The organism is Niallia sp. FSL W8-0177, assembly GCF_038006285.1.
Classification (GTDB): domain Bacteria; phylum Bacillota; class Bacilli; order Bacillales; family Cytobacillaceae; genus Niallia; species Niallia circulans_A.
This window is the reverse complement of record NZ_JBBOUX010000001.1, coordinates 3,200,526-3,219,567: the sequence shown is the minus strand read 5'-3', so window position 1 is coordinate 3,219,567 and position 19,042 is coordinate 3,200,526. Positions and strand designations below refer to the sequence as shown.

The 19,042-nt window shown below is 37.3% G+C and carries 13 protein-coding genes and 1 pseudogene; all 14 read left to right on the top strand.

The window, feature by feature from the left end; genetic code table 11:
* Window positions 1-62 precede the first annotated feature (62 nt).
* The 14 genes and pseudogenes from NST77_RS15860 (at window position 63) to bacA (ending at window position 18,682) form a co-directional block, all read left to right on the top strand.
* Window positions 63-2,141: an alpha-glucuronidase family glycosyl hydrolase gene (locus tag NST77_RS15860; RefSeq protein WP_341123190.1), complete on the top strand. Its 2,079-nt coding sequence runs from the start codon at window positions 63-65 to the stop codon at window positions 2,139-2,141.
* A 546-nt stretch (window positions 2,142-2,687) separates the two neighbouring features.
* Window positions 2,688-3,857 carry an extracellular solute-binding protein gene (locus tag NST77_RS15855; RefSeq protein ID WP_249877895.1) on the top strand — a complete coding sequence of 390 codons (1,170 nt, stop codon included), beginning with the start codon at window positions 2,688-2,690 and terminating at the stop codon, window positions 3,855-3,857.
* A 60-nt stretch (window positions 3,858-3,917) separates the two neighbouring features.
* The gene (locus NST77_RS15850) at window positions 3,918-5,048 is read left to right on the top strand and encodes an ABC transporter ATP-binding protein (protein ID WP_095330297.1); all 1,131 of its coding nucleotides are present in this window, start codon (window positions 3,918-3,920) and stop codon (window positions 5,046-5,048) included.
* Between the two features lie 4 nt (window positions 5,049-5,052).
* Window positions 5,053-5,916 (top strand): ABC transporter permease, encoded by an 864-nt coding sequence (locus NST77_RS15845; protein ID WP_164463699.1) that lies wholly within the window; start codon window positions 5,053-5,055, stop codon window positions 5,914-5,916.
* A gap of 17 nt (window positions 5,917-5,933) precedes the next feature.
* A complete protein-coding gene (locus NST77_RS15840) occupies window positions 5,934-6,827 on the top strand; it encodes an ABC transporter permease (protein WP_047943901.1) in 894 nt (297 codons plus the stop codon).
* 186 nt (window positions 6,828-7,013) lie between these two features.
* Window positions 7,014-8,168 (top strand): Gfo/Idh/MocA family protein, encoded by a 1,155-nt coding sequence (locus NST77_RS15835; RefSeq protein ID WP_095330300.1) that lies wholly within the window; start codon window positions 7,014-7,016, stop codon window positions 8,166-8,168.
* Between the two features lie 19 nt (window positions 8,169-8,187).
* Window positions 8,188-8,355 (top strand): annotated as a pseudogene (locus NST77_RS15830) (Gfo/Idh/MocA family protein); the annotation flags it as partial.
* A gap of 755 nt (window positions 8,356-9,110) precedes the next feature.
* A complete protein-coding gene (locus tag NST77_RS15825; RefSeq protein WP_341123187.1) occupies window positions 9,111-10,061 on the top strand; it encodes a Gfo/Idh/MocA family protein in 951 nt (316 codons plus the stop codon).
* Window positions 10,062-10,469: 408 nt separating this feature from the next.
* Entirely contained in the window at window positions 10,470-12,989 is a 2,520-nt protein-coding gene (secA, locus tag NST77_RS15820; RefSeq protein ID WP_095330302.1) for a preprotein translocase subunit SecA, read from the top strand.
* A gap of 309 nt (window positions 12,990-13,298) precedes the next feature.
* A protein-coding gene (gene prfB / locus NST77_RS15815) for a peptide chain release factor 2 (RefSeq protein WP_123258225.1) occupies window positions 13,299-14,403 on the top strand; the annotation gives its coding sequence in 2 pieces (ribosomal slippage) (window positions 13,299-13,370 and window positions 13,372-14,403; 1,104 coding nt in all).
* Window positions 14,404-14,648: 245 nt separating this feature from the next.
* The gene (locus tag NST77_RS15810; RefSeq protein WP_095330303.1) at window positions 14,649-15,629 is read left to right on the top strand and encodes a glycosyltransferase family 2 protein; all 981 of its coding nucleotides are present in this window, start codon (window positions 14,649-14,651) and stop codon (window positions 15,627-15,629) included.
* The gene (locus NST77_RS15805; protein ID WP_095330378.1) at window positions 15,629-16,057 is read left to right on the top strand and encodes a GtrA family protein; all 429 of its coding nucleotides are present in this window, start codon (window positions 15,629-15,631) and stop codon (window positions 16,055-16,057) included. Before NST77_RS15810 ends, NST77_RS15805 begins: the two co-directional genes overlap by 1 nt.
* A complete protein-coding gene (locus tag NST77_RS15800) occupies window positions 16,054-17,739 on the top strand; it encodes a DUF6044 family protein (RefSeq protein WP_341123184.1) in 1,686 nt (561 codons plus the stop codon). The genes NST77_RS15805 and NST77_RS15800 overlap by 4 nt, the downstream gene beginning before the upstream one ends.
* A gap of 142 nt (window positions 17,740-17,881) precedes the next feature.
* Window positions 17,882-18,682 (top strand): undecaprenyl-diphosphate phosphatase, encoded by an 801-nt coding sequence (gene bacA, locus NST77_RS15795; RefSeq protein WP_123258224.1) that lies wholly within the window; start codon window positions 17,882-17,884, stop codon window positions 18,680-18,682.
* Window positions 18,683-19,042: the final 360 nt, after the last annotated feature.

The window sequence follows — 19,042 nt, the reverse complement described above, 5'->3', positions numbered from 1 at the left end:
ACCTAACCTTTTCACAGAATTTTAATCAATCTTTATTGGTTAATTATAGGAGGATTAAGTAAATGGAAAAAATGGTGGATAAAGAAAATCAACAATTCGTAACCAATAGTTATCATTGTTGGCTACAGTATCGTAAAATAGAAAACGCTCATCAATACAGTAATATCGCCTCTACGATTGGAATAGCAGAAGATACACCCATTATTAATTCTGCTGCAAGGGAACTCCAGAATGCAATTAAATCCATGTTAGACGTTAATCCAACTCTTCAACCATATACTTCAAAGAAAAGCTCTATTATTTTAGGTACATATGAAAGCGTTAACTTAAATGATTGCGGAATTTCATCCACGTTATTTGATGACTTAAATGAGGAAGGCTATTTATTAAAAACCACTGAAGATAATAAACAGATGTTATTAATTGGAAAAACAGATAGAGGCGCATTATATGCAGCTTTTCATTTCTTAAGAATTTTACAGCAAGAAGAGCCGTTAATTGGCTTAGAAATAAAGGAAGCACCGCAGAATCAGTTGAGGATGATGAAGCAATGGGATAACATGAACGGATCCATTGAACGTGGTTATTCTGGAAAATCAATCTTTTTTAATGATAACGATTTCAATGAGGATTTAACAAGGGTAAAGGATTATGCTCGTCTTTTATCATCTGTAGGTGTCAATGCTATTTCTATTAATAATGTTAATGTATGGAAGGTAGAAACGAAATTGCTTACAAAGGAGTTTTTACCTAAAGTAAAAGAGGTAGCAAATATTTTAAGGTCTTATGGAATAACTACCTATTTAAGTATAAACTTTGCCAGTCCAATAGAGTTAGGAAACCTGGCGACTGCTGATCCACTTGATAAAGAGGTAGAAAAGTGGTGGGCGAGAAAGGCAGAAGAAATTTATCGCTATATCCCTGATTTCGGCGGTTTTGTGGTGAAGGCAGATTCAGAGGGCAGACCGGGACCATTCAGTTATGGAAGAGGCCATGTTGAGGGGGCGAATGTTTTAGCACGAGCATTACAGCCTTTTAATGGAAAAGTAGTATGGCGTTGTTTTGTCTATAATTGCTTACAGGATTGGCGTGATAGAAAAACAGATCGTGCCAGAGCTGCGTATGATCATTTTAAGCCGCTTGATGGGCAGTTTCTTGATAATGTCATTTTACAAATTAAAAACGGACCCATGGATTTTCAAGTGCGGGAACCAATCTCTCCACTAATAGGTGCTATGAAGGAAACAAATCAAGTTGTGGAATTTCAAATTGCACAGGAATATACCGGTCAACAGAAGGATGTTTGCTATTTAGTACCACAATGGAAAGAGGTGTTAGATTTTGATACCTATTCGGATGGAGAAGGATCGACCGTTAAATCAATCGTAGCTGGCACACTTTATAACTATAGCCATAGTGGCATTGCTGCTGTCTCCAATATTGGCAATGATATAAATTGGACTGGAAATACTTTAGCACAGGCAAATCTCTATGGCTTTGGCAGATTAACATGGAATCCTGACTTAACGACAGAAACAATCACTAATGAATGGATTCAATTAACATTTGGGGAAAATCCAAAAGTTGCAAGTGTTGTTAAAGAGATTTTACTTTCATCATGGAACACATATGAAAATTATACTGCCCCCCTTGGTGTTGGCTGGATGGTTAATCCAGATCATCATTATGGTCCGAATGTAGACGGATACGAATATTCCAAATGGGGTACCTATCACTTTGCAGATCGTGATGGAATTGGGGTAGATCGTACAATGGAAACGGGAACTGGCTACGCAGGGCAATATTTTGGACCAAATGCACAACGATACAATTCTTTAGAAGATTGTCCAGATGAGCTTCTGCTATTTTTCCACCATGTCCCATACTTACATAAACTTAATTCTGGAGAGACGGTCATTCAGCATATTTATAATACCCATTTTCAAGGGGTAGAAGAAGTGGTGATGTTTATTAAGAAATGGCATGAATTAGAAGGAAAAGTAGAGGATTGGATTTTTAAAAATGTGCAAGAACGTTTACAGCTGCAGTTAGAAAATGCAAAAGAATGGTGTGATCGCATTAATACGTATTTTTATAGAAAATCAGGAATTGCCGACGAAAAAAATAGAATGATCTATTAATTAGTACCACTCTTCCCCGCAAAATCGACTTTTACACCTAAAGAAAACAAAGGTGGAGGAACAGCTGCGCTTAAAGACCAATTTGGTCACCTTTCAATTAGTGGGGGGCAACAACTCCACTGATTGATCATGTTTAATAGAGGAAGTTAAATCGTGAAAGCTAAAGCATCCAAAAAACCACCCTTTTTGAATAAAACAGATTCATTTAACAGTAGTTTTAAAACAAATCATTTCTCCCATTGTTTACACAGCGCAAAGATCTTTCAAAATAGAATCGTAAACTTTAAGCATAAATCTTACGATAAATAATAATTAAACTTCAAACTGCCATACTAGTATATTCTTCTTGAGTAAAAGAAGGATATAGAACGAATATCTTGAATTGTATAATTGTAATCGTTTGCAATTATTTTAGCGTTATACGATGCCGAGGTTACTTAAAGGGGGTGATTCTTAGAAGGGGAAACAAAATACATCTTAGTCCAGTAACAATTCTGCATTTTTATTTGCGAGCATTAATAATACAGGAGAATTGGGGGGATTATTTTGAAAAAGCATAGATGGCTTTTTTTAACAATAATCATGACAATTAGTTTATTACTATCTGCATGCGGAGGAGCTGAAAAAAGTTCTGGAGGAAAAAATGGTAAAATAACGCTTACGATTTATTCGGCCGCTGGTGGAGATGAATACTATAAGGATATTGTTATACCGATGTTTGAAGAAGCAACAGATGGAAAATACAACGTGGAATATGGTCGAGGTACACCCCAAGAAGTAATCAACAAAATAAAAACCCAAGGTAAAAATGGAACCATTGATCTAGTGGTGACTGGTTTAGATGGTCTTCCACTTGGCATTAAAGAAGGCTTATGGGAAAAGATATTACCCGAATACTCAGAAGAGACTCATTCTGCAGAATGGAATGAAATTGGTCAGGAGTATATTGATAAATTCGAAGGCTATGGTGCACCAGTTACAACTGGTTCTGGTGGTCCTATCTTGATGTATAACACAAAAACAGTTAAAAACCCACCGAAAACATATGAAGAATTAAGAAAGTGGATTAAAGAAAATCCAGGAAAATTTACATACCCTGCAGTTCCATCTAGTGGTCCAGCACGAGGATTCTTCTTTGGTCTTATTCAAGCAATGGGAGAAGATTTAAATAATCCAAGCTCATTAGATAAAACGTGGGATTATTTAGAAGAAATTGGAGAAACGATTGAATACTACCCAGCAAAAACATCTGACTCCTTTGATCTTCTTTATGAGGGAGCAGTAGATATTGTACCGCACATCCCATTCTGGTATGCGGATAATAAAGCGATTAAAACAATCCCGCCGCATATTGAAGCTGTGAAATTGGAGGATGCCAAACAAGTTATCGATTCTCAATTTTATGTAATGGTAAAAGATTTACCAGAAGATCGTAAAAATGCTGCGCTCGAGTTTCTAAAGTTTGCTACTTCGAAGGAAATACAAGCACAAGGATATGTTCGAGGCTTCCTTCCAGCAAATAGTCTAGCAACACCTGATATGCTAGAACCTAAATATCAAAAATCATATGAAACTCTAGTGGAGTCCGTAATGCCAGAGTTTAAAGAAGGTGACAAAATGAAAGTTCCAGACGGAGAATGGATACTATTCCCAGACTTAGAAGAGACCAATGAATTATACGGTCTTTGGGAAGAAAAAATTCAAGCACTCAAATAGGAAGTATTTTCCCTAGTCTCTTGTTTGCTAGAGACTAGGGAGAGAAGGAGGAGAATTAGTATGGAACAATCAGTATTGGCAAATACGGAGTCGGCAGCATCTAAAGCAATCAAGAATACGACAAGTACAAAGGTTGAAATCAAGAATTTAACAAAACAATTTGGTGAATCAACAGCTGTGAATAATGCGAATTTGACCATTGAAAGCGGCGAATTTATGACATTCCTTGGACCGAGCGGCTGTGGGAAAACAACTATTTTATCGATGGTATTAGGAACCCTTGAGCCGACTTCAGGAGATATTCTATTTAATGGCTCTCCGATTAATCATATTGCTATGAATAGGCGAGATATTGGCATGGTTTTTCAGAACTACGCTTTATTTCCTCATATGACTGTTTCTCAAAACATCGCATTTGGTTTAGATATGCGCAAAGTAGAAAAAAAGGAAAAAAAGCGCAGAGTACAAGAAGCAGTGGAGATGGTTCAGCTAAATGGACTGGAAAATAGATTTATTAAAGAGTTAAGTGGAGGACAGCAGCAGCGTGTTGCCCTTGCAAGAGCACTAGTTATTCGCCCAAAGGTTCTATTATTAGATGAACCATTAAGTAATTTGGATGCAAAGCTTCGTAAAGATATGCGAATTCAAATTAAAAAAATTCATGATGAACTAGCGATCACCACCATTTATGTAACACATGATCAAGAAGAAGCATTGTCGCTTTCCACCAAAATAGCAGTAATGTCTAAAGGGGAAATTCAACAGCTAGGCACTCCAAAGGAAATTTTCGGAAAGCCTAAAAATCACTTTGTTGCCAATTTCTTAGGCTACGCTAACTTTATTAAAGGAAAAATTGTCAGTAAAAATAATGATCACTTTATTTTTGAATCAGATGCAAAGCTTCGTTTGGAAATAAAAGGGGATGGTCGCCATCAGGTAGGGGATAGTGTACTTCTAACAATTAAGCCAGAAATGATTGAAATTGTCTCAAATGATCGAATCGGAGCCAATGTAATAGAAGGGGAGATATTGGTTGGGGATTATGTTGGAAGCACTACTGGCTATGAAATTAAAACCAAAGATGGTTCTATTTTGAAGACCAGTGTTTTAGGGCTGGATCCTTATAAGGCCCACCAAAAAGTAAAGCTATATTTGAATCCCGCTAAGATTATTATTTTGGATGAGGGGTGAAAATATGAATCATCAGGCAAAACCGAAAAAAAGTGATTATTTAATGCTTCTGCCGAGTCTGCTTCCAGTACTTTTGATATTTGTTTATCCCTTAATAAGAGGGATTATGATGACGTTCCAAGAAAATGGAACCTCTCATTTCACGATGGGTAACTATATTGAGTTTTTTACAAATCCAGATTATTATCAAACTATTTTTCGAACGCTTGCTTTAGTGATTCCAGCAGCATTTCTAGAGCTATTTATTGCTTTCGCGATTACCTATTATATAAGAGGAAAGATGAAGGGCAAAGGAATAATTGCCGGATTAATTATTTTCCCCCTTACATTAGGTTCCTTAATTATTGATATGGCGATTATTTCATTTTTCAAGCCAACAGGCTGGTTCAACACGATTCTTTTACAAATTGGCCTTATTGATGAGCCAGTCAGACTTGTCTATAACTATACTGGTGCATTTATTGCTTGTGTTATTTTGGGTGTGGCATTCCTTGCTACTAATTTCATCGGGATGATGGATTCCATTGACCCAAATTTAGAAAAGGCTTCCAGATCGCTTGGTGCCAGCGAATGGGTTACATTTAGACGAGTATTTTATCCACTTATTCGTGGTGGGGTTTTAAGAGTATTTGCTTTAAATATTATTATGCAGATTGGTGTGTATACCTCTGCCGTGATTGTAGGTAACCCTGCATCGGCAACCCGGACATTTGCTGTAGTTGCTTTCGAAGAGGCGATGCGAAACTTTAACTACAGTATGGCTAATACAGTTGCTGTAGTAATGGCAATTACGCAATTAGTAATCCTGGCAATTGTGTTTGCATTACGTAAACGAGGATTCGTCGGTTCAGCAAGTACATTTAAATAACAAAGAGGTGAGATGTAGTGAGAATTGTGGAGAATACCATAAAGGGTGGTATAAACAATCCTACGGAAGCAAGTGTACCTAAGAACAGTAAAGTGGCAGGATTACTCAAACTACTCTATAAATTTCTAACATGGCTTTTAATAATAGTATGTATTACCTCCATTATTGGGATGACGATCGCGGTATTATTAACTGCCTTTGGAACAGAATGGTATGGTACTTTCCTTCCAGCGGGGTACACAGTGGACTGGTTTGTTCAGGCTTGGCAGGTTTATGAAATAGGGCATTTTTATAAAATAACCTTACAAATTGTTGTAACTGCGACCATTATATCATTGTTGCTAAGTATTCCAACTGCATATGTATTGGGGCGTAAGTCATTTCCTTTTAAAGAAGGCTTGATTAGTTTCTTTCAGATGCCTTTTACCTTACCAGAACTTGTTTATGCTATACCTGTTGCTTCCATTTTTTATTCAACAGGTCTAGCGGAAACAATTCCTGGCTTAATATTAGTTAACTTAATTGTCGGTATTCCGTTTTCTGTTTTCATTTTGCTTCCATTTATGGAGTCGCTGGATCCAAGATTGGAATGGGCTGCTGAATCCTTAGGTGCAACTAAATTTAAATTATTTAGTAGAATTGTTATCCCGCAATTAGTCCCTGGGTTAACGGCTTCTGCCATTAATATTTTCATTCGTATGTTTAGCACATTTACCATTATCCTATTAATCTCCGGACCGAAGACACAGACATTAAGTGTCATGGTATTTAGTGTCCTTCAAGGAGCAGGTTCCCAGCCGCAGCCAATGCTTAATTCACTAGCATTAACATTAATGTTTCCCTTATTGTTATTTGCTTTTATAAGTTTATGGATTTCCAGCTTTACCCAAAGACGGCTTGGTAAAAAATAAAATGGTAATTCGCTGATTCCGAAAAAAATATTTATGTGAAATAGTCGCATAGAATTACTTAGAAGCATTTCAAACAAAGAAGACTGCTAGACTTATATGAAACGTTAAGAAGGTATTTCGAGGAGATTAACAATTCTAAATCTCTTTTAACAAGAATAAATAGATTAAGGAAAAGGAGAGGGTTTTGTGCTAAATGTAGCTATTATCGGTTCAGGAGCTATTTCATCTGCTCATATTGAAGCATATCAACAATTTCCTGAGCGCTGTAGGATTGTTGCCTTATGTGATTTGTATCCTGAAAAGGCAAAAAAACAGGCCGAAGAATTCCATTTGAATGCAACCGTGTACGAAGACTATCAAATGATGCTGGAGCGAACAGACATTGATTTAGTTTCGGTGTGTACGCCGCCTTATACTCATGCAAAAATTGCCATTGATTTTCTTGATGCTGGAAAAAATGTATTGGTGGAAAAACCAATGGCTTCTTCTTTAGAAGAGTGTGATGCCATGAATGCAGCGGCAGAAAGAAATGACAAGTTATTGTCCGTTATTTCGCAAAATCGTTTTCAAAGTCCAATGATGAAGTTAAAGAGCGTACTTGATACGAAAATGATGGGACCAATTGTCCATACACAGGTTGATTCCTTTTGGTGGCGCGGGCATAGCTATTATGATTTATGGTGGCGAGGTACTTGGGAAAAAGAGGGTGGTGGTTGTACCTTAAATCATGCAGTCCATCATATTGATATTTTTAAATGGATGAATGGAATGCCTTCAGAGGTAACTGCTGTGATGAGTAATGCCTCTCATGATAATGCGGAAGTAGAGGATATTTCTGTTGCTATTTGCCGTTATGATGATGGCAGCCTTGCACAAATAACAAGCTCTGTTATCCATCATGGAGAAGAACAGCAGTTAATCTTTCAGGGTAAAAATGCTAGAGTCTCCGTACCATGGAAAGTAAAAGCGTCTAAATCAAAGGGAAATGGCTTTCCAGTAGCGGATACAGAACTGGAAGAAAAAATTCAGCGCTATTATGAGCAGCTAGATGATATTCCATATGAAGGGCACCCTGGTCAAATCGATGATGTGTTAACAGCGTTGGAACAAGGAACAGCAGTGCTAGTAGATGGAGAACAAGGCAGACAAACACTTGAGCTTATTTCAGCAATCTATGAATCTGCGAGTACAGGGAAAACCATTAAGCTGCCATTAACAAAAGATAATTTATTCTACACAAGAGAAGGTACACAGACAAATGCAATTCATTTTTACGAAAAGAAAACAGCCGTTGAAAATTTTGAAGATAATGATATTACGGTAGGCGGTAAATATGAGTAATATGAAGGAGGAGAAAAATGTGAATAAAAATGATGGAATGAATTATGCGCCGAAAGGTCAAGTAAATAAGGTAGTCGAAGAAGGGGAATTTCTGTTTGCTGCGATTGGCTTAGACCATGGGCATATCTATGGGATGTGTAATGGATTAATAGAAGCAGGCGGCACGTTAGTAGCTGTTTATGATCCAGGTGCGACACGTTTCTAACGGAAAAGGTTAGACACTAAGGTTCTTTAATCACCTTAGGAGAACTGATTTCTCGATAGGTGGAATGAAGAGGTAACGCTCTGAAACGCCTACTCTAATACTCCGACATGCCATTTCTATGGTTAAATAGATTGGTATGAAGCTCGGTGAAGTCGGCAGAGAGATACCGTAAGTTGATAAGGGGCTTTCCTTGTCAATCACGAAAGCTGTCTAGCGGTAGATGGTGTATCCTATATGCCGGGAGTCCATAAAGTATCTATGGTTAGAATGAATAGGGATATACTGACAAATCTCCGAATGTACGGTTCTAGACATAAATGCTGTAGAAATGCAGCAGGTGGCAAAATTGCGATCGTATGGGTGGGTAAGTAAGAATCTGGATTATGAAAGCCCATAGCTTGTTACAGGCAAGTTATACATACAGGACCATAGGAGAGACCTAAGGATATATGGGAAGGATAGAGAAATTGGAACGTGGAAAGCGGAAGGATGTGGAGGCATTAACCTGCTTATGAAGCAGTTCTGTATATAAAGGGAATAACATAACCTATTAAAACAGATTAACCTTTCGTGAGAGTGGAGTCACAGTACCTATGAAACCATGATAATAAATGGGGGAGGGATAGGCTCTAGTTGGAAATTTCCAAGAATGCTAGATACATAATAAATAACACACGATTCTTTTGGAATTTTCAATGGAACGCCGTGTGAGGTGAAAGTCTCATGCACGGTGTGAAGTGGGGGAAAAGCTGGAGATAGCCTCAAAGGTTTACCTATCACTATATGCTGAAAAAGTGCAAAAATTTATCCAAACCTATCCACAAGCAAGGGCAGCAGCTTCAGAAGAGGAAATCCTCCAAGATAAAACGATTCAGCTTGTAGCAAGTGCGAATATTCCAGTCCAGCGTGGCCCACTAGGGTTAAGAGTATTAGATGCTGGGAAACACTATTTTGTGGATAAACCTGCTTTTACTACAATGGCACAAGTCGAGCAAGCAAAGCAAAAGGTAGCAGAGACAGGTCTAAGATGGGGGATTTATTATAGTGAACGATTACATGTAGAAAGTGCCATATTTGCTGGTCAATTAATAGAAGAAGGAGCGATTGGCCGGGTTATTTCTGTAATGGGCACAGGGCCACATCGTGCTAATGTCAATAGCCGACCTGACTGGTTCTTTGATCCAGAGCAATATGGCGGAATTTTAACGGATATTGGCAGTCATCAAATCGAGCAATTTTTACATTATGCAAATGCGAAAAGTGCGAAAGTCCTCCATAGTACGGTTGCTAACTATCACTATAAGCAATACCCAGAATTTCAGGATTATGGGGATGCAACCTTGGTGGCAGATAATGGCGCTACCTTTTATTTCCGTGTCGATTGGTTTACTCCGGATGGGCTGGGAACTTGGGGAGATGGCCGTGTGACAATTATTGGGACAGAAGGCTATATTGAAGTCCGAAAGTATATTGATATAGCACGCAGCAAGGAGGGTAACCATTTATTTTTGGTAAATGGAGAAGGAGAAAAATACTATCAATTAAGCGGTAAAGTAGGCTATCCATTTTTCGGTCAATTTATTTTAGATTGCATAAATGGCACAGAAAATGCGATGACACAGGAACATGCCTTTACTGCTGCGGCATTATGTATTGAAGCACAGGAAAAAGCGATAAAAATCGAATAGGTCGATTAAAAGAGTGTTAGTGAATTGGCGATAGCCAAAACAAATAAAACGAGAGTGCAGAATAATATTCATGCCTCTCGTTTTATTTGTTTTGTGTCCGTTTGCTTGATAGAGTGCTTTGTTTTACTAGGTATAAGTTGTCACGCTATTGTGGAAATGGTAAGATGTATAGATGATACTAGTTTCATTTTAAAGAAAAATGGGTATTTAGCGATCATTTTTCTTCTATAATATATAGTATTACGTCAGTCTTATAGATAAATAATCAAAAAATGGATTTTAAAGGATGAAATCACAGGATAAGTTAACAAAGAAGACAAATATTTTTCATCTGTTTTTAATGATAAAAAGATAATCTTCCCAATAACTTGCGATTTCTCATTATAATAGAAAAAGGAGCGTTTTTTAATGCTTGGAATTTTAAATAAAGTATTTGATCAAAACAAACGCGATATTAAAAAATTAACTAAAATTGCGGATAAGATTGAATTGCTTGCAGATGAAACAGCAGCATTATCGGATGAGCAATTAAAGGGAAAAACAGAAGAATTCAAGGCGCGATTCCAAAAAGGTGAAACATTAGACGACTTATTGGTAGAAGCATTTGCAGTTGTTCGAGAAGCAGCAAAGCGTGTGCTTGGACTTTATCCATACCCAGTCCAGTTAATGGGGGGAGCATCCCTTCATGAAGGTAATATTTCAGAGATGAAAACGGGGGAAGGTAAAACGTTAACAGCGACAATGCCTGTATATTTAAATGCTCTCTCTGGTAAAGGGGTCCATGTTGTTACAGTCAACGAATATCTTGCTACTCGTGATGCGGCAGAAATGGGACAATTGTATAATTTTCTTGGCTTAACAGTGGGGCTTAACTTAAATGGCCTTTCAAGAGAAGATAAGCAAGCTGCTTATAATGCAGATATTACTTACGGAACAAATAATGAGTTTGGTTTTGACTATTTGCGTGATAACATGGTTCTTTATAATGAGCAGAAGGTACAAAAACCATTGTATTATGCTGTAATCGATGAAGTCGATTCTATTTTAATTGATGAAGCACGTACACCGCTGATCATTTCCGGTTCCGCGCAAAAATCAACACAGCTTTATGTTCGTGCCAACATTTTTGTCAGCAGCTTAAAACCAGAAAAAGATTATACGTATGATGAAAAAACAAAGGGTGTTCAATTAACAGAAGAAGGAATGTCCAAAGCAGAGCGTGTATTCCAAATTGAAAACCTCTTTGATGTTTCCAATGTTGCGATTAACCATCATATTACCCAAGCGCTAAAAGCCCATGCAAGTATGCATAAGGATGTAGACTATGTGGTTCAAGATGGCGAAATTGTCATTGTTGACCAATTTACAGGTCGTCTGATGAAAGGTCGCCGCTACAGCGATGGCTTGCATCAAGCAATTGAAGCAAAGGAAAACTTAGAGATTCAAAATGAAAGTATGACCCTTGCAACCATCACATTCCAAAACTATTTCCGTATGTACGAAAAGCTTGCAGGGATGACTGGTACAGCGAAAACAGAAGAAGAAGAATTCCGCAACATTTATAATATGAACGTTGTTGTTATTCCAACAAATCGTGAGATCGTTCGTGATGACCGCGCAGATTTAATCTATGCTTCTATGGATGGGAAATTTAGAGCGGTAGTGGAGGACATTGCGGAGCGCCACAAAAAAGGCCAACCAGTACTTGTTGGTACAGTTGCGATTGAAACATCTGAAATTATTTCTAAATATTTGACGAAAAAGGGCATTCCACATAATGTCTTGAACGCGAAAAACCATGAAAGAGAAGCGGAAATCATTGCAACTGCCGGAGAACAAGGTTCCGTCACAATCGCAACGAACATGGCAGGTCGTGGTACGGATATTAAACTTGGTGAAGGTGTAAAAGAATTAGGCGGATTAGCCGTTATCGGTACAGAGCGTCATGAAAGTAGACGTATTGATAATCAGCTTCGTGGTCGTTCTGGTCGTCAAGGAGATCCAGGGGTTACACAATTCTATCTTTCGATGGAAGATGAATTGATGCGCCGTTTTGGTTCCGATAATATGAAAAATATGATGACAAGACTAGGCATGGATGATTCTCAGCCAATTCAAAGTAAAATGGTCTCTCGTGCTGTAGAATCTGCCCAAAAACGTGTTGAAGGAAATAACTTTGACTCACGTAAGCAATTGCTACAATATGATGATGTTCTTCGTCAACAACGTGAGATTATCTACTCACAACGTAACGAGGTATTAACTTCGGAAAATCTGCGCTCTATTGTAGAAAATATGATTAAATCATCATTAGAGAGAAATATCCAAGCGCATACTCCAGATAATGCTGATAGAGAAAGCTGGGATTTACAAGCGATCGTGGATTATGTAAGTGGAAATCTTCTTAACGAAGGCGAAGTAGAAGTAAGTGATCTTCGCGGAAAAGAAGGCGATGAAATCGTTGAATTCATTTTTGCGAAAGTACTACAAAGCTATAATGAAAAAGAAGAGAAGCTTTCTCCTGAGCAAATGCGCGAATTTGAAAAAGTTATCGTGCTTCGTGCAGTAGACAGCAAGTGGATTGACCATATTGACCAAATGGATCAGTTACGCCAAGGTATTCACCTTCGTGCATATGGACAAATCGACCCGCTTCGTGAATATCAATCAGAAGGTTTTGCTATGTTTGAAGCAATGGTTATTGCCATTGAAGAAGATGTCGCTAAATATATCATGAAAGCAGAAATCCGCAATAATCTGGAAAGGGAAGAAGTGGCAAAAGGCCAAGCAGTAAACCCGAAAGAAGAAGGCGGCGACAAGAAACCAAAGAAAAAGCCAGCAGTAAAACAACTAGATATTGGACGTAACGCACCATGCTTCTGTGGAAGCGGCAAGAAATATAAAAATTGCCATGGAGCAAATTTATAAAAGAATTTCGTGAGCAGCCTATCTTTCCTTTTAAGGAAGGATAGGTTTTTTTTCTTGGTTTTGGTTTGCGGAGCAAGTTTGTAGGGGGAAAAGGAGAGTCGCAAGCAAAAGTGGAGGAGTCGCAAGTAAAGGTGGAGAAGCCGCAAGCATATAAAAAAAACGCACAACTATTTCTCTTTTTCCTCCAGTAAAAACATTATCCACCATGAAATTAACAGGAAAACATGCATTTTTTTGCAAAAAGCCATATAATACATAAAGGAAGTAGTAAACTACCTAGTACTATAATTTATATAAAGGGTGACATGAATGGAATTAGCAGATATTCGTAATGAGTTAGAAAAGATAAATGTAACACTAGAAAACTTTAGGGGGTCTCTTTGACTTAGAAAACAAAGAGGCACGTATTGCTATGTTAGAAGATGATATGCTTCATCCTGATTTCTGGAATGATCAGCAGGCTGCTCAGACCGTCATATCAGAAAGCAATGCATTAAAAGATCAAGTTCATGAGTTCTATAAATTAGTGGAAACTTTTGAAAATCTTGAGTTAACATATGAATTGGTTAAAGAAGAAGACGATGCTGAACTTCGTGCGGAGTTAGAAGAGGAGCTTACAGAATTAGTTGGTCGTTTAAGCCAGTTCGAATTAAATTTATTATTAAGTGGACCATATGATAAAAACAATGCCATCTTGGAACTTCATCCAGGAGCTGGTGGAACAGAGTCTCAAGACTGGGGCAGCATGCTATTACGTATGTATACAAGATATGCAGAGAAAAAAGGCTTCAAGGTGGAAACTTTGGACTATTTGCCAGGGGATGAAGCTGGGATTAAAAGTGTAACATTGGCAATTAAAGGCCATAATGCTTATGGGTACTTAAAAGCAGAAAAAGGGGTGCACCGTTTAGTTCGTATTTCCCCATTTGATTCATCTGGACGCAGACATACAAGCTTTGTTTCTTGTGATGTAATGCCTGAGTTTAATGATGAAATCGAAATCGAAGTGCGCACAGAAGATTTAAAAATTGATACGTACCGTGCAAGTGGAGCGGGTGGTCAGCATATTAACACCACGGACTCTGCTGTACGTATTACACATATTCCTACAGGGGTTGTTGTTTCCTGTCAAACAGAACGTTCCCAAATAAAAAACAGAGAAACAGCCATGAAGATGTTAAAAGCGAAATTGTATCAACGTAAAATTGAAGAGCAAGAAGAGAAGCTTGCGGAAATCCGTGGGGAACAAAAAGAAATCGGTTGGGGCAGCCAAATCCGATCTTATGTTTTCCATCCATATTCCATGGTGAAAGATCACCGCACAAATACAGAGGTCGGGAATACACAATCTGTTATGGATGGTGACCTTGATATCTTTATTAATGCTTATCTTCGTTCAAAAATTAATGCTTAATAAATGAAGCCAAATTCTGGATGGATTAGTATGTGCTAATCTATCCTAGAATTTGGCCTTTTTTATTGGGAGTTCAGGAAAATGTATCCGTTATCACTAGCTATTCACTATTTTTTACATATTTTTCATATAATTTTTTCCAATTTATGAAACTATTCTACAGTTTGTTCGTCTTACTTAAGTGGGATAATTTAAAAGGGATATTTTATTTTGAGCAATAAACGGAAAGAAAAGAGGTAGTACAAATGCAAAAAACAATATTAACCATTGCGGTACCATGTTTCAATGAGGAAGAGGTATTTGAGCAGACAATGGGGAATCTACGTACTGTTTTGCGCGATTTAATGGAAGAAAATTTAATCAGTGAACAAAGCCAATTATTGTTTATTGATGATGGCAGTAAAGATGCGACATGGGAGAAAATAGAAAATGCAACTTTGTTTGATCCTTTAGTTAGTGGAATTAAGCTATCAAGAAATTTTGGCCATCAGCGGGCACTATTAGCTGGTTTGGAAGAGGCTGTGAAGTTTTCAGATTGTGTAATAAGCATTGACGCTGACCTTCAAGATGACACGGGTGTAATCAGAGATTTCATCATAGAGTATTTAAAAGGCAATGAGATAGTTTATGGGGTAAGAAGTAAGAGAGAAACAGATACTTTTTTCAAAAGAAATACTGCCCAAGGCTTTTATCGTTTAATGGAGAAAATGGGATTATCCCTTGTTTATAACCATGCTGACTACCGATTATTAAGTAAAAGAGCGATTGAGGAAATGCTGCGCTTTAAAGAGTCTAACTTATTTTTAAGAGGGATTGTCCCTTTACTAGGCTTTAAATCAACAAAGGTTTATTATGAGCGAAAGGAACGAGCGGCAGGAGAATCCAAATATCCGTTCCGTAAGATGATTGCTTTTGCTTTAGATGGAATCACTTCTTTTAGTGTCAAGCCAATCCGACTTATTACCATACTAGGTTTCTTATTTTCTGTTATTAGCGTATTTGCTGGTGTATATGCCATTGTTCAAAAATTTATGGGACATACAGAATCGGGATGGACTTCTATAATGATTTCTGTTTGGCTGCTTGGTGGATTAATGCTAATGAGCATCGGTTTAATTGGTGAGTACATAGGAAAAATTTATGAAGAAGTGAAGCAGCGTCCACGTTATATTATTGAAAGCAATCTATGCAAAAAAATAGAAAAAAGATCAAAGGTACAATCTTGATGAAGGATAAATCATTTCTTATATTTTTAGTAGTTGGTCTTATGAATACTTTTATTGGTTTAACGATGATTTATTTATGCTTGACCGCCTTTCATTTCGATTATTGGGCCGCAACTTTTATAGGAAATGCAGTAGGAGCATGTGTGAGCTACTTTTTAAATAAGCGATTTACATTCAAAAGCAATGCCGCTCTAGGAAGCAGTGGACTTCGCTTTATTGCCGTAATTTTAGCCTCTTATCTGCTGGCATATAAAGCAGGATTAGTGCTGGTTGAAATGCTGCTTGGTGAATGGAACATTTTCGCTTCCTATACCGATGAAATCGCCGTTTTGTTTGGAAGTGGCTTCTATACTTTGTTAAATTATGCTGGACAAAAATATTTTGTTTTTCCAAAAAGATATCAACAAAATTCTAGGAGCGTCAAATGAATTATCTAAAAAGAGAAAGAAAGTTTTTTTATATAGCAATTGCCATTATTTTCGTATGGGTACTTCCTTATTTTGTGTTAAATGAAGATGCACATATGCGTGTACATGATAATCTAGATTCTAATTTAGGCTGGTATGAGGTGATGAAGGATAACGGAATTGCCTTCTCGCCATTACATACACCAGTGGAACAAATTATGAATGGGGAATTTTCACGAGACACCTATTATTCAGAGTATTATGCAATGGTGTTTCTATTTCAATTCTTGCCACCAGTCATTGCCTATGGCCTTTGTCAAGCAATAACACATTTTGTTGCTTTTATTGGCATGGATTTATTATTAAAAAAATATGTGATGAAAGAAGAGCATAATAAAGCTTATATCTTAACTATTGGTGTGGCGCTTGCCTTTAGCTTAACACCCTATTGGCCGTCAGGAATGCTTAGTATTCTTGGAATGCCTCTTGCTTTATGGAGTATGCTGAATATTTATAAGGGTGAAAGAAGCTGGAAAGATTTAGCCGTTTTAACGCTGCTTCCTTTCTTTTCCACCTTTGTGATCGGCTTTTTCTATTTCCTAGCTGCTCTGGGGTTGTTCTGGCTATATGACTTCGTGCGGAATAAAAAAAGCAACTGGGCTTTATTTTTTGCTATTTTGTATATGACAATGGTTTATTTGGCAATCGATTATCGCCTTGTTGCTTCGATGATTGCCCCGATATCCGATGAATTAACGAACAGAGATGTATTTTACCAATCAAAGTTGGATTTTGTCCAAACCTTAAAGCTTGTAGGAAAAAATTATGTCATCAGTCATAATCAAGATCGTACCATTCATCAATATATTATTTTACCGGTGACTATAATTGGATTACTTTTTGTTCTTTTGAAAAAACAGTGGCGAGAAAATAAACTTTACATAGGTCTTCACCTATTGAATATTGTCTTATCCACATGGTATGCTTTTTGGTTTTTTGAAGGCTGGCAGCCATTAAAAGAGAAGTTTGGTATTTTAACAAGCTTCAATTTTGCGCGCTTCCATTATCTGCGCCCAATGATTATATATGTTTTATTTGCTCTTACCTTAAAAATGTTATGGAAGAACCGTAACATGGGACGAAAGTTAGTCTATGTACTGATTATTGGTCAATTACTTGTTTTAGTACCAACAAATGAACAAATCATGTACAAAAATCAACCAAGCTATAAAGCGTACTTTGCTACAGATCAGTTTACTGACATAAAGAAATACATTGGAAAACCGCTTGACCAATATAGAGTAGTGAGCATCGGTATTCATCCGAATATAGCACAATACAATGGCTTGTATACCCTTGATTCCTACAGCAATATTTATCCACTAGATTACAAGCTTCAATTTAGGAAAATAATAGAGCCAGAGCTTGATAAAAATAAAGCACTGAGAACTTATTATGATGACTGGGGCGGGAGATGCTATATTTTCGTCGATGAACTGGGCAAGAATTATCAATACTCAAAGCGATCTAATAAAGAAATCAATCATTTACAACTAAATGTTGAGGCGTTGAAAGAGATGGGTGGCCAATATGTTCTCTCAGCCGTTCCGATAAATAATGCAGCAGAAACTAATCTCACCTTTATGAAGGACTTTGAATCAAAAAATAGCAATTGGCATATTTATTTATATAAAGTGATGTGAAAGAGTACCTGACTTCTCCTAATCAAGAAGAAGTCAGGTATTTTTTTATTTTTGATTCTAGATAGGAAGGTAAAAAAATATATTAAAATGGACAGGCGTTAATAGCCACTTTTACACATACTGTTCTTATAGGAGGAGCTTCATGGAGATTATCATTGCTATTATATTAGGAATAGTGGAAGGATTAACCGAGTTTGCACCTGTTTCATCAACAGGACATCTTATATTGGTAGCACATTTACTGGAATTCACAGGAGAAAAAGCAAAAACATTTGAGATTATTATTCAGCTAGGAAGCATTCTTGCCGTTGTATTTGTATTTTGGAGACGGATTTTAAGTATTCTTGGAATGAAAAAATGGCAGACAGAAGAGGATGTTGGGACATTAAGTATTTTTCATCTCGCAATTGGCATTATCCCGTTTGGGGTAGGTGGCATCCTGTTCTATGATTTTATTAAGGAAGTGCTTTTTCGGTCAGGAACGGTCGTGATAACCCTTATAATTGGCGGCTTACTGATGCTTGCAGCTGAGAAATGGAAGCCACGTAAGCCTACAGCAGAAACACTTGATGAGGTTACTTATCGGCAAGCCTTTACAGTAGGAATGTTTCAGTGTTTTGCATTAGTACCAGGGTTTTCTCGTTCTGGAGCGACTTTATCTGGCGGGGTTCTTGCTGGAATGAGCCATAAAGCAGCATCTGAATTTACATTTATTATGGCCATTCCTATTATGGCAGCAGCGACAGGAAAAGACTTATTCGAAAGCTGGAATTATTTATCCCCACAGGATCTTCCTCTTTTCTTGACTGGATTTATCACCGCCTTTGTTGTTGCATTATTAGCGATCAAATTCTTCTTAAAACTAATCAATAAAATTAAACTTGCTCCTTTTGCCTACTATCGTTTTGTACTTGCCTTCCTCTTTTGGATTTTTATTTTATAAGCTTGAAAGAAAGACCTCGCATACATTTGATGTGAGGTCCTATATTCTATCCCAACTTTCCATAAATACGGAAAATAACGAACCCGTCTGAAGATGATTCCCGTTATTTCACTGCTTTACCACGCTAATTTGCCACCATTTACACTTCAAATAATAGATGATATACTCTCTGCTTGGAAGAATCATTTTGTTTTTTAGAAGCATAAAACTGGGGAAAGGTACATCGCTTCCTCTTTTTCATGTGGATTTTTTCTATAGAATAAGCTGATATTAAAACCATGTCATATTCTGGATTATACTCTTTATCATTAATAAAGATGTCGAATAAGAACACCGTGAAAATATGACATAAACTGACAA

Excerpts from the sequence above, each read along its gene's own strand:
- NST77_RS15860 (WP_341123190.1), top strand. The coding sequence starts at position 63 with ATGGAAAAAATGGTGGATAAAGAAAATCAACAATTCGTAACCAATAGT.
- NST77_RS15850 (WP_095330297.1), top strand. The coding sequence starts at position 3,918 with ATGGAACAATCAGTATTGGCAAATACGGAGTCGGCAGCATCTAAAGCA.
- NST77_RS15845 (WP_164463699.1), top strand. The coding sequence starts at position 5,053 with ATGAATCATCAGGCAAAACCGAAAAAAAGTGATTATTTAATGCTTCTG.
- secA (WP_095330302.1), top strand. The coding sequence starts at position 10,470 with ATGCTTGGAATTTTAAATAAAGTATTTGATCAAAACAAACGCGATATT.
- NST77_RS15810 (WP_095330303.1), top strand. The coding sequence starts at position 14,649 with ATGCAAAAAACAATATTAACCATTGCGGTACCATGTTTCAATGAGGAA.
- NST77_RS15805 (WP_095330378.1), top strand. The coding sequence starts at position 15,629 with ATGAAGGATAAATCATTTCTTATATTTTTAGTAGTTGGTCTTATGAAT.
- NST77_RS15800 (WP_341123184.1), top strand. The coding sequence starts at position 16,054 with ATGAATTATCTAAAAAGAGAAAGAAAGTTTTTTTATATAGCAATTGCC.
- bacA (WP_123258224.1), top strand. The coding sequence starts at position 17,882 with ATGGAGATTATCATTGCTATTATATTAGGAATAGTGGAAGGATTAACC.